The 11,434-nt window shown below is 41.2% G+C and carries 11 protein-coding genes; 2 read left to right on the top strand and 9 right to left on the bottom strand.

Annotated features, from left to right (window positions below):
- Positions 1-11: 11 nt before the first annotated feature.
- The 8 genes from gap to J0654_RS14255 all read right to left on the bottom strand — a co-directional run bounded on the left by gap (position 12) and on the right by J0654_RS14255 (position 6,588).
- Positions 12-1,022 (bottom strand): type I glyceraldehyde-3-phosphate dehydrogenase, encoded by a 1,011-nt coding sequence (gene gap / locus J0654_RS14290; RefSeq protein ID WP_207029793.1) that lies wholly within the window; start codon positions 1,020-1,022, stop codon positions 12-14.
- A gap of 24 nt (positions 1,023-1,046) precedes the next feature.
- On the bottom strand, positions 1,047-1,922 hold the full coding sequence (gene lipA / locus J0654_RS14285; protein ID WP_207029792.1) for a lipoyl synthase: 876 nt from the start codon (positions 1,920-1,922) through the stop codon (positions 1,047-1,049).
- Positions 1,923-1,984: 62 nt separating this feature from the next.
- Positions 1,985-2,545, bottom strand: a complete 561-nt coding sequence (locus tag J0654_RS14280; protein ID WP_207029791.1) for an RNA polymerase sigma factor — start codon at positions 2,543-2,545, stop codon at positions 1,985-1,987.
- A gap of 29 nt (positions 2,546-2,574) precedes the next feature.
- Positions 2,575-2,784 carry a membrane or secreted protein gene (locus tag J0654_RS14275; RefSeq protein ID WP_207029790.1) on the bottom strand — a complete coding sequence of 70 codons (210 nt, stop codon included), beginning with the start codon at positions 2,782-2,784 and terminating at the stop codon, positions 2,575-2,577.
- 74 nt (positions 2,785-2,858) lie between these two features.
- The gene (locus J0654_RS14270; RefSeq protein WP_207029789.1) at positions 2,859-3,617 is read right to left on the bottom strand and encodes an anti-sigma factor; all 759 of its coding nucleotides are present in this window, start codon (positions 3,615-3,617) and stop codon (positions 2,859-2,861) included.
- Positions 3,614-4,180: an RNA polymerase sigma factor gene (locus J0654_RS14265; protein WP_207029788.1), complete on the bottom strand. Its 567-nt coding sequence runs from the start codon at positions 4,178-4,180 to the stop codon at positions 3,614-3,616. Before J0654_RS14265 ends, J0654_RS14270 begins: the two co-directional genes overlap by 4 nt.
- Positions 4,181-4,381: 201 nt before the next feature.
- The gene (murB, locus tag J0654_RS14260; RefSeq protein ID WP_207029787.1) at positions 4,382-5,398 is read right to left on the bottom strand and encodes a UDP-N-acetylmuramate dehydrogenase; all 1,017 of its coding nucleotides are present in this window, start codon (positions 5,396-5,398) and stop codon (positions 4,382-4,384) included.
- Complete coding sequence (locus tag J0654_RS14255; protein WP_207029786.1) at positions 5,395-6,588, bottom strand: pyridoxal phosphate-dependent aminotransferase; 1,194 nt, start codon at positions 6,586-6,588, stop codon at positions 5,395-5,397. Before J0654_RS14255 ends, murB begins: the two co-directional genes overlap by 4 nt.
- 147 nt (positions 6,589-6,735) lie before the next feature.
- On the opposite strand from J0654_RS14255, the gene J0654_RS14250 reads away from it, so the two are divergent.
- Positions 6,736-8,082 carry an aspartyl protease family protein gene (locus J0654_RS14250; protein ID WP_207029785.1) on the top strand — a complete coding sequence of 449 codons (1,347 nt, stop codon included), beginning with the start codon at positions 6,736-6,738 and terminating at the stop codon, positions 8,080-8,082.
- Positions 8,083-8,144: 62 nt separating this feature from the next.
- On the opposite strand, the gene J0654_RS14245 is transcribed toward J0654_RS14250, so the two are convergent.
- Positions 8,145-8,531, bottom strand: coding sequence for a DUF1573 domain-containing protein (locus J0654_RS14245; protein WP_390822340.1), 387 nt, complete (start codon positions 8,529-8,531; stop codon positions 8,145-8,147).
- A 197-nt stretch (positions 8,532-8,728) separates the two neighbouring features.
- Between J0654_RS14245 and J0654_RS14240 the strand changes: the two genes are divergently transcribed.
- On the top strand, positions 8,729-11,353 hold the full coding sequence (locus tag J0654_RS14240; RefSeq protein WP_207029784.1) for a valine--tRNA ligase: 2,625 nt from the start codon (positions 8,729-8,731) through the stop codon (positions 11,351-11,353).
- Positions 11,354-11,434 lie beyond the last annotated feature (81 nt).

Here is an 11,434-nt window from a genome sequence, read left to right as displayed (position 1 = left end):
GAAGTTGAAGATCAAACGTAGTTTTTCTTTATCAGCAAAGCTATTAAATCAATAATTCTGGAACAATATCCAGTTTCGTTATCATACCATCCGATGATTTTCACCATCTTACCGATTACGGAGGTCATCAAGGAATCAAACGTACAAGAGAACGAACTATTGTTTATATCGATAGAAACAATAGGGTCTTCAGTATAATTTAAAATACCTTTTAAGTTGTTTTCCGCTTGTTTTTTAAAGGTAGCATTAATTTCTTCAATCGAGGTTTCTTTGATTACATTGAACGTGATATCCGTAAGTGAGCCGTTTGGAACGGGAACCCTGATACCACAACCTCCTATTACTTCCGACAGTTCAGGAAAAATACTGGTCAGTGCCTTTGCGGCTCCCGTGGTCGTCGGGATTATGGATTGACCAGCTGCCCTTGATCTGCGAAGGTCCCGATGCGGGCTATCGTGTAAGCTTTGGTCGGAGGTATACGAGTGTACCGTAGTAATATAGGCTTGTTCAATACCGCACAACTCATTGACTACCTTGATCATTGGAGCGGCATTGTTGGTTGTGCAGGATGCATTGGAAATGATTTGATCTTCACCGTTTATGGTGTCCTCATTGACCCCAAGGACCACCATTTTGATGGAGTCGTCCAATGGAGGGACGGAAAGAATTACCTTTTTCGCCCCATTTTTTAGATGGAATTCCAAATCTTGGCGAGTCTTGAATTTTCCTGTGGATTCTACCACAATATCCACCCCGTGCGATTTCCAATCTATTTCTTTGGGGTGATGGTGGTTGAGCACTGGAATTTCCCTGCCATCTAACAAGATATGGTTGTCTTTGTGTGTGATTTCTTTATTCAATACCCCGTGTATGCTATCGTATTTTAGAAGATGTGCCAGGGTTTCGGCATTGGCCAAATCGTTTATGGCCGCGACCTTAATGTTCGGATGGTTCAGCAAAAGCCTGAAAAGGGTTCTGCCAATACGGCCAAAGCCATTTATTCCAATGGTTATACTTTTCATGATCGGGGAGGGCGCACGATTGAGCTAGTGTATGTGTTTGTGGGCTTTGTACGATGAGCGAACCAAGGCTCCACTTTCCACATGCCTAAAGCCCATTTCCAACCCTATTTCTTCATATTTTTTGAACTGCTCCGGTAAAATAAACTGTTTCACGGGCAAATGTTTTTTGGATGGTTGTAGGTATTGGCCAATGGTGATTACATCAACATCAACTTTTCTGAGGTCTTCCATTGTGGTGATGACCTCGTTTTCTTCTTCACCAAGACCGAGCATGATACCTGATTTGGTTCTATTTGCTCCATTTTTCTTCAAATAGTCCAGCACTTCAAGGCTTCTTTCGTATTTGGCCTGGATCCTAACTTCTCGAGTCAGTCTTTTAACGGTTTCCATGTTGTGGGAAATCACTTCCGGAGCTACTTTTAGTATTCTATCCAAGTGTGTGGATATTCCCTGGAAGTCAGGGATAAGGGTTTCCATGGTGGTATCCGGGTTCATTCTTCGGACTGCTTTAACCGTTTCTGCCCAGATAATGGAGCCCATATCCTTAAGATCGTCCCGGTCTACCGATGTAAGCACAGCATGTTTTATGTTCATGATTTTTATGGAGCGGGCCACTTTTTCTGGCTCTGCCCAGTCCACGGTTTCAGGTCGACCTGTTTTAACACCGCAAAATCCGCAGGAACGGGTACAGATGTTACCTAAGATCATAAAAGTAGCTGTACCTTCTCCCCAACATTCACCCATGTTCGGGCAACTCCCAGAGGTACAAATGGTATTAAGGTCATATTTGTCCACGAGTCCCCTAAGTTGGGTATATTTTTTGCCCGTTGGGAGCTTGACCCTTAGCCATTTTGGCTTTCCTTTAGGTGGAAGAACATTTTCTGCTACGCTTGTGCTCATACATCTAATTTAGATTTACAAAGATACGAAACTGTGAAAGAAACTAAATGCCTCGCAGGGGGTCACTTTTTTTTGATGATTTCCGCCAATAGCTTTTTCGCACGGAGCAGTTTTACTTTGATATTGTTCACGGGTTCATTGAGTTCTTTGGCTATATCGGCATAGCTCATTTCCTGAAAATACCGAAGGTTGATGACCTTTTGGTAGTGCGGCTTCAATTTTTTGATGTCCTGTAATAGGTGTGCAAGGTTTTGCTCCGTGATCAGACGGTCTTCCACCGTTGGGGTTTCGTCCAATACTCTTTTTACCTCGTCGCCACGGGACTCCATATCGTTCATGAGACTTCTTTTTCTTTTTCGCAAAAGGTCTACATGAAGATTTTTGGATATGGTAATGAGCCAAGTCTTGAACTCGTAATTTTCGTCGTAAGTGTCAATTTTATCGAACGCCCTGGAAAAGGTTCGTATGGTGATATCCTCTGCGTCGTTCTCATTTTTGGTGCGAAGCACCTGAAAACCGTAAACATCGTTCCAAAAAGTGTCAAGAAGCGTGCTAAAGGCAATTTGGTTTCCTTCTTTTGCCTTTTGTATAATCTCCTTGATGGAATCGTCGGTTTTTTCCAAAAAATGAGTCTTATCTAAAAAATTACGAATTATGGGGTGTTGGTAACGGTGTCTTTTTTACAATCTTGTTCTTCGGGAAGTTTACCACAAAAACCACAAGCTTCTCCGTCCTTGTTTAAAAAAGGGCTTTGACTTGCACATGTTCCAGCAAACTCACCGTTCTTTTTTCCCCAGATTTTGATGGCGATTCCTGCGAAAGCAAGTGCCAACAATCCAATGGTAACTAATGCTAACTTCATATTCCAACTTTTATGCAAAGGTACAAAATACCTTGCTAAAGGGTAGCCCGTTTAAGGTTTCTTTAAAGTGAACCTTAATATTTGATGTTGGCAACGATATTGTCCACCGAAGGGGTATTGTTTCCACCTTCTGGTTCTATGGTAATGTAGCCTACGGCATTATCGGCGTAGGGAAGGGCAAGGAGCTTATCTTTTTCGTCAAAATTTTTGATGACCCCCAAGTTGACCAATTCACCGTTGACTTCGGCCCACATCTGGAAACATTTGTTCTCTGGAAGTTCGGGAACATTGCTTACATTGATATAAGATAGTTTTTTTACGGGGTTGATGTATGCAATGGCCTTAAGTTCTTTGGCCTCACGTTCACCCTTTACCTGATACTTTTTGGTAGCGGGATTGTTGAGAACGATAAATTGATTTCTCATATCGGCCAACTGGTCTTTCATGTTGTTTTCCAAATACTTGATTTGGTTCGTGACCATGGTATTTTCTTCCTGCAAGTTCTTGTTCTGGTTCCAGAAGAAAAGGGAGGAACCAGCAAAGATCATAATAGCGATACTGGCTGCGACGGCATAGCGCATGAATCTTTTGCTCACCACACTTTCTTTCTTGGCACTGGCAAGAATTATTTCTTTAAGACCTTCAGGGGTCTTTTTGGCATACAAGTTGGCAAAGGTCTCCAGGTTTTTTTGGAGCGTATCGTATGTTTCCCTTACCTCAGGATACATGGCAATGTACCTCTCGGCCTTCTGTGATTCTTCTTTTGTAGTATCTCCCAAAAGATACTTTTCCAAGATATCAGATTCTAAAAATATTTTAACTTTCTCTTTCATGATAATAGGTTTAATAACAGAAGCAAAGACATCGTTGTACCGTAAATCTTTCCAAGTTCCCTAAGTCCGATTTTTAATCTGGACTTTATGGTTCCCAAGGGAATATCCAATTCATCACTTGCCTCCTGCTGCGTCATTCCCTCAAAAAACAGGGCTTCAAGAACAATCCTGTACTTATCTTCGATTTTGTCCAAGTTATCCTGGATGTCCAGATGTTCGGGATTTATACTCTTTACTCCAACATTATATACGTCCGAAACGTCGATTTGGATCTCTTTGTCCGATTTATTGGTAACACTTCTTAACTTATCTATGGCTGTATTTCGGGTAATTCGGAACAACCAGGTAAAAAGTTTGGCCTTAGAAGGGTCGTAAGTATCTGCTTTTTTCCAGATTTTAATAAAACTTTCCTGAAGCACATCTTGGGCCAAATCTTCGTCTTTAACCACTTTATAGGCAACCCCAAAGAGCGTGTCTCCATAGTTTTCGTAGAGAAGGGAAATGGCCTTATCGTCCTTTTCCGCAAGGAGTGAAACAATATGTCTCTCGATCAATGTGCTCATTTATGGTGTTTTTGGTAAAATTTTTTGTGGGGCCAAAATCTAAAATAGGATTTATCTCGTATATAAAACAAAGCTAAGACAGAAAAAGCATTTTGTTTAGCTTAATTAGCAATAAATAAAGGGTTTTACAGCCCTGATGACATATATAAATTTGGTTAGTTTGGTTTGGTATAACCCTCGTTATTGGTTTCAATGCGAGGGTTATTTTATTATGTTTACTTCTGGCTGGATTTTTATCTTGAAGTTTTTTTGTACCTCCTCCTGAATCTTTTTGGCCAAGAAAAGAATTTCTTTGCCCGTGGCATTCCCGTAATTCACCAAAACCAATGCTTGCTTTTCGTGTACTCCGGCATCACCGAACCTTTTGCCTTTAAAACCGCATTGTTCTATGAGCCACCCCGCAGGTATTTTATATTGATTATCATCTACCTCATAAAAAGGGGCGTCGGGATTTTTTTTAATGAATTTATCAAAGGTTTTTTTGGAAATGATGGGGTTTTTAAAAAAACTACCGCTGTTGCCAATTTCCTTGGGGTCGGGCAATTTGCTTCTTCGAATATCAATTACTGCATTGGAAATGTCTTTTATGGTTGGATGAACGATTCCTTTGTTCTTCAGCTCATTTTCGATGGAACCATAACCCGTGTGCAGCACATGGTCTTTTTTGGTCAGTTTTAGAACAACTGAAGTGATGATATACTTTCCTTTCACCTTCTTTTTGAAAATGGAATCCCTGTAACCAAATTCGCAGGCTTCGTTGTCAAAACCTTCCAGTTCCCTGGTTTTTAAATTCATGGCGGCACAGCTAACAAAGACATCTTTGAGCTCAACACCATAGGCACCAATGTTTTGAATGGGTGCCGTGCCCACATTACCTGGAATCAACGAAAGATTTTCCAATCCACCGTATCCTTGCTCCAAACTCCACATCACCAGTTCGTGCCAATTTTCGCCGGCCATCACTTTTACTTCAACGGTATCCTCATCTTCCTCAACAACGGTAATGCCTTTAAGTTGGATGTGCATCACCAGTGCGTCAATGTCCTTGGTCAGCAACATATTGCTGCCACCACTGATGATGAATTTTTTTGGGTATGCCTTGAGTTCCAGTGCTTTTTGAAGCTGAACCAGTCCGGTTATTTCTACAAAAAACCGTGCTTTAACATCAATACCAAAGGTATTGTAGCTTTTTAAGGATATGTTTTCCTGAATGTTCACTGGGCGTTATACTCGGTTAAGGCCTTTCCCAAAATTTGGACAGCCTTTACAAGTTGCTCTTTTTCGAGCACATAGGCAATTCTTATCTGATTTTTTCCAAGACCCGGTGTTGCGTAAAAGCCAGCTGCTGGAGCAACCATCACGGTTTTTCCATCGACCTCAAAACTTTCCAACAACCATTGTGCAAAGTGGTCGGCATCTTCTATAGGTAGTTCGGCAACACAGTAAAACGCACCCTGTGGTGTGGCAACCTTGACCCCTTCCAACTTGTTGAGTTCGGTAATTAAGAGGTTTCTTCTGGAAACATATTCCTCGATTACGTCATCAAAATATTCTTGGGGAGTTTCCAAGGCGGCCTCGCTCGCAATTTGAGCAAAAGTTGGTGGAGATAATCGTGCTTGTGCAAATTTCATTGCAGTTCCGATCACCTCAGTGTTTTTGGAGATTAGACAACCGATTCTTGCCCCACACATGCTATAGCGCTTGGAAACAGAGTCGACCACAATGGCATGCTCTTCCAATCCTTCCACTTGTAAAATGGAATAATGTTCCCTGCCGTCATAAGTGAATTCTCGGTAAACTTCATCAGCAACAAGGAAAAGATTATGTTTTTTCACCAACTCGGCCAATTGATGTATTTCTTCCTTACTGTATAGATATCCAGTTGGGTTTCCAGGATTGCAAATTAGGATGGCTTTTGTTTTAGGAGTGATAAGTTCTTCAAACTTGGAAATAGGAGGAAGGGCAAAATTATTTTCTATAGACGATGCAATAGGTTTTACTTTAACCCCTGCAGCGGTGGCAAATCCATTATAATTGGCATAAAATGGCTCCGGAATGATAATTTCATCATCATTGTCCATAATGGTTCCCATGGTAAACGACAGTGCTTCGGAACCCCCCGTAGTTACAATAATATCTTCGGCGTCAACAAAAATCTCTTGTTTGGCGTAATAGGCCGCTATTTTTTGGCGATACTGTTCAGAACCTTGGGTCATGCTATACTCAAGCACTTCAATATTGTGATTCCTTACAGCATCTAGCGCTACTTTCGGAGTTTTAATGTCAGGCTGTCCAATATTAAGATGGATTACATGGGTTCCTCGTTTTTTGGCAGCTTCTGCATAAGGTACCAATTTGCGAATGGGCGAAGCGGGCATTTGCGTCCCTTTTTTTGAGATACTTGGCATGTGCTAAAGTTTTGGCAAAAATGAGAAAACCAACTATCGAAAACAACAACTTTAAAGAATAATTACTTGCTTATCGAAATGTTAAATTAATATCAGGTTTGCAGCTTAATTTGTATATTTAATAGGTATGATACGTTGAAATTAAGTATGTTGAGAAAAAATATCATCTTTTTCACACTTCTTTTATTGATGCCATTTTTTGTGATGGCACAAGGGTATCAATTGCCCAAAGCTGAAAAATTCCAAAAGATAAAATTTGAACTGATCAATAACCTGATCATCATTCCTGTTGAGATCAATGGCACGGAACTCACCTTTATTTTGGATTCCGGGGTAAGTAAACCTATTCTTTTCAATCTATCCGAATCGGACTCAATTCCAATCAATAATGTATCCGAGGTTACCATTCGAGGCCTTGGTGGGGGAGAGCCTATGAAAGCATTAAGCTCTAAGGGTAATGCCTTTAAACTGGGAAAAGCCAAAAACTTTTCGCAAGATCTTTATGTGGTTCTGGACAGGGAAATCAATTTTTCAACATCCTTGGGAATTCCTGTACATGGAATTATGGGATATGACCTGTTCAGGGATTTTGTTGTTGAGGTGAATTATTCTTCTCGAAAATTGAAATTGCACAATCCTGAACATTATAAGTACAGGGATCGAAGAAAAACACAGACCATTCCTCTTACCATAGAAAAAAGAAAAGCTTATGTGGAAGGAACGGTTTTAATGAAGGACACGGCAAATGTGAGCGTGAAATTGTTGGTGGATACAGGAAGTAGTGATGCCTTGTGGCTTTTTCCGGAGCCGGATAAAGGATTGGCAATACCAGAAAAGAACTATGAAGACCATTTAGGCAGGGGATTGAGTGGGGATATCTTTGGAAAACGCAGTAAAATCAATGGAGTTCGAATCGGTGGTTTTGAATTGGACGAAGCTAAAGTAGCTTTTCCTTATCGAGAGTCTTTTCAGGGTATGGATAGTTTGGGAGACCGGAATGGAAGCCTTGGGGGAGAAGTACTCAAGCGTTTTAATATGGTATTCGATTATGCCCGGGGATTGGTGACGTTAAAAAAGAATGGAAACTTCAAAGACCCTTTTCATTACAATTTGGCAGGTATAGACCTGCAGCATAATGGCTTGCGCTATATAGCGGAAAGTATTGCGGATGTCAACGGTATCGTAAAAGAAGAAGATGGCAGCGATACTTTTGGTAACGTTCAGATTTTATTGGAAAATAAAACCCGGTTAAGTCTGGTCCCGGAAATCGTGGTTTCCGGTATTCGTGCGGGCAGTCCCGCTGAAGAAGCTGGTCTGCAGGAAGGTGATGTTATTTTGGCCGTTAATGGCAGAAAGGTCCACAAATATAAGCTTCAGGAAATTCTGAAAATGCTCAATGAGAAAGAAGGCAAACGAATTAGGGTTCTTATAGAAAGGTATAATACTGATTTGTTGTTCACCTTTGTGCTCAAGAAGATGTTCGACGACGATTAACATATAAAAAGCCCCGCAAGTAAATGGTTGCGGGGCTTTTAAATATATATATTATTTTTCGCTTACTTCGCTCCGGGATTTTTTACGGTTCCTTTTATTTTAAGAACTTTCGTAGGAGTATCTGCATTCGATGTAACAGTAATTGCCTTTCTTATTGGGCCAACTCTGTTGGTGTCATATTTTACTTCGATTTGACCTGTTTTACCAGGCATGATAGGTTCTTCTGGCTTTTTGGGAATTGTACATCCGCAGCTGGACCTAACATTACTGATCACTAAAGGAACATTTCCTGTGTTGGTAAACTCAAAAACACGAACACCATCACTACCTCTTTCGATTTCTCCGTAATCAATGGTCTCGCTCTTAAATTCGATTTTAGCAGTCTCTTGAGCATATACCCCTAAGGATAAAAGCCCTACAAACAGCATGAGTACAGTTTTTTTCATCATTTTTGGTTTTTGGGTGAACTTCAAATGTAGATGTTTTGATACCTGCATCCAAAATTCTTTTGTTATAGGATAACGTTACTTATTTTTGTTTCGTATTTCTGGATTGGCTCTAATCCGAAGAATAGCGTAAAATTAACATTTAGCTTTCCCTTCAAAAAACCAATCACAGTCCAATTAAACAAAAACTGTACCGAAAAATGGAAATTCCATCAAAATATGACCCAAAAAGGGTCGAAGAGCATTGGTATGCCTACTGGTCCGAGCATGATTACTTTAGTTCCAAACCAGATGAAAGGGAGCCATACACCATAGTAATACCCCCTCCAAACGTCACGGGGGTGCTCCATATGGGCCATATGCTAAACAATACCATTCAAGATGTTCTTATCCGAAGAGCCAGACTCTTGGGGAAAAATGCCTGTTGGGTGCCAGGAATGGATCATGCTTCCATTGCCACGGAGGCTAAAGTTGTGGCCAAGCTAAAAGCGGATGGTATAGACAAGTCAAAATTATCGCGTGATGAATTTCTAAAGCACGCTTGGGATTGGACCAACGAATATGGGGGTGTCATTTTACAGCAATTGAAGAAACTTGGCTGTTCTTGTGACTGGGATCGCACCAAGTTCACCATGGACGACGATATGTCTGCCTCGGTAATTAAGGTTTTTGTTGATTTATACAATAAAGGTTTGATATACAGAGGATACCGAATGGTGAACTGGGACCCTGAGGCCAAGACCACTCTTTCTGATGAAGAGGTGATATATGAAGAACGCCAAGGTAAGTTGTATTACTTGTCCTATGCGATTGAAGGTTCCGATGAAAAAGTGACCATTGCCACCACCCGTCCAGAGACCATTTTGGGGGATACCGCTATTTGTATCAATCCCAATGACGAAAGATACCGTCATTTACGCGGCAAAAAGGCCATTGTACCCATTTGCGATAGGGTAATTCCTATTATTGAGGATGAATATGTAGATGTTGAGTTTGGTACAGGATGCCTAAAAGTTACACCTGCTCACGACGAGAACGATAAAAATCTTGGAGATAAACACAACCTGGAGGTGGTCGATATTTTTAACGAAGACGCCACCTTGAACTCTTTTGGCCTTCACTATGAAGGGAAGGACCGTTTTGTGGTTCGCAAAGAAATCTCGAAAGAGCTTCAAGAGAAAGGATATCTGGTAAAGACGGAACAGCATACGAACAAAGTGGGCACCTCTGAAAGGACAAAAGCGGTGATTGAACCGAGATTATCCGACCAATGGTTCCTAAAAATGGAAAACCTGGCGAAACCTGCTATTGAAGGAGTTTTGGAAACCAAGGATATAAAGCTGTACCCTTCTAAATTCGAGAATACCTATCGCCATTGGATGGAAAACATCCGTGATTGGAACATTTCTCGCCAGTTGTGGTGGGGACAACAAATTCCTGCCTACTATTATGGTGATGGTAAAGAGGATTTTGTTGTTGCCGAGACTCCAGAAGAAGCATTGGAACTGGCAAAGACCAAGAACCCAAATATCCAATTGTCCGATTTGCGTCAAGATGCCGATGTATTGGATACCTGGTTCTCATCTTGGTTGTGGCCCATGAGTGTTTTTGGTGGCATCTTGGAACCGGAAAATGAGGAAATCAACTATTATTACCCGACCAGTGACTTGGTAACTGGACCGGACATCCTATTTTTCTGGGTGGCCAGAATGATTATGGCTGGTTATGAGTATAGAGGTAAACGACCTTTTGAAAATGTGTACTTGACCGGCTTGGTTCGAGATGCACAGCGTAGAAAAATGTCAAAATCTTTGGGTAATTCGCCCGATGCGCTAAAACTTATATCCGATTTTGGTGCCGATGGGGTTCGTGTAGGACTATTATTGAGTTCCGCGGCCGGTAACGATTTGTTGTTTGATGAAGCTCTTTGTCAGCAAGGGGCCAACTTTGCCAATAAAATTTGGAATGCCTTCCGATTGGTAAAAGGATGGGAAGTAGCTGATATTCCGCAGCCTGAAGCGGCACAAAAGGGAATTGAGTGGTACAAGGCCAAGTTCAATCAAACTTTGGTGGAGATTGAGGACCATTTCTCCAAATACCGTATTTCCGATGCCCTGATGGCTACCTATAAATTGGTATGGGATGATTTTTGTTCTTGGTTGTTGGAGATTGTAAAACCAGAATATCAAAAGCCCATAGACAAAAAAACGTATAGTGAGGTTTTGGGACTTTTTGAAGAAAACTTGAAGTTGTTGCATCCATTTATGCCGTTCTTAACGGAGGAAGTTTGGCAGCATATAGCCGAGCGTACCCCAGAGGATGCTTTGATCGTTGCCCAGTGGCCCGATACAAAGGAAGTGGACTCGACCTTGATTGCAGATTTTGAATTTGCTTCTGAGGTAATTTCAGGGATTCGTACTGTCAGAAAGGAAAAGAACATCCCTCAAAAGGATGCGTTGGAACTCTTCATGTTAAATGCAGAGGGCATAGGTTCGCAGATGGACACCATTATCCTAAAATTAGGAAACCTATCAAAAATGGAGGCGGTTGATGCCAGTTTGGAGGGAGCACTCACATTTAGGGTAAAGAGTAACGAATACTTTATTCCGATAAGTGGCGCCATTGACGTTGAAGCTGAAATCGCCAAGATTACGGAAGAGCTCAATTATACCAAAGGATTTTTAAAATCGGTGGAAAAGAAGTTGAGCAACGAGCGTTTTGTGAACAATGCACCGGAAAAGGTAGTGGCCATGGAACGTAAAAAAGCTGCCGATGCCGAAGCCAAGATTGAAACTTTGGAGAAGAGTTTGGCAAGTTTGCAATAACCGAAAAATACATAGTTTATTGATTTTGAAAAGGGAAGCAAGCTTCCCTTTTCTTTTTATTTTTCATACTTTGGAAGGCAT

The organism is Flagellimonas profundi (assembly GCF_017313275.1).
GTDB classification, from domain to species: Bacteria; Bacteroidota; Bacteroidia; order Flavobacteriales; family Flavobacteriaceae; genus Flagellimonas; species Flagellimonas profundi.
Note: the sequence above shows the minus strand (reverse complement) of the source record. Positions and strands in the feature narration are given on the sequence as shown.

What these genes read in the sequence shown, in the direction of transcription:
- J0654_RS14275 (WP_207029790.1), bottom strand. Translation starts at nt 2,784, where the DNA reads ATGAAGTTAGCATTAGTTACCATTGGATTGTTGGCACTTGCTTTCGCA.
- J0654_RS14265 (WP_207029788.1), bottom strand. Translation starts at nt 4,180, where the DNA reads ATGAGCACATTGATCGAGAGACATATTGTTTCACTCCTTGCGGAAAAG.
- lipA (WP_207029792.1), bottom strand. Translation starts at nt 1,922, where the DNA reads ATGAGCACAAGCGTAGCAGAAAATGTTCTTCCACCTAAAGGAAAGCCA.
- J0654_RS14255 (WP_207029786.1), bottom strand. Translation starts at nt 6,588, where the DNA reads ATGCCAAGTATCTCAAAAAAAGGGACGCAAATGCCCGCTTCGCCCATT.
- J0654_RS14270 (WP_207029789.1), bottom strand. Translation starts at nt 3,617, where the DNA reads ATGAAAGAGAAAGTTAAAATATTTTTAGAATCTGATATCTTGGAAAAG.
- gap (WP_207029793.1), bottom strand. Translation starts at nt 1,022, where the DNA reads ATGAAAAGTATAACCATTGGAATAAATGGCTTTGGCCGTATTGGCAGA.
- J0654_RS14245 (WP_390822340.1), bottom strand. Translation starts at nt 8,531, where the DNA reads ATGATGAAAAAAACTGTACTCATGCTGTTTGTAGGGCTTTTATCCTTA.
- J0654_RS14240 (WP_207029784.1), top strand. Translation starts at nt 8,729, where the DNA reads ATGGAAATTCCATCAAAATATGACCCAAAAAGGGTCGAAGAGCATTGG.
- J0654_RS14250 (WP_207029785.1), top strand. Translation starts at nt 6,736, where the DNA reads ATGTTGAGAAAAAATATCATCTTTTTCACACTTCTTTTATTGATGCCA.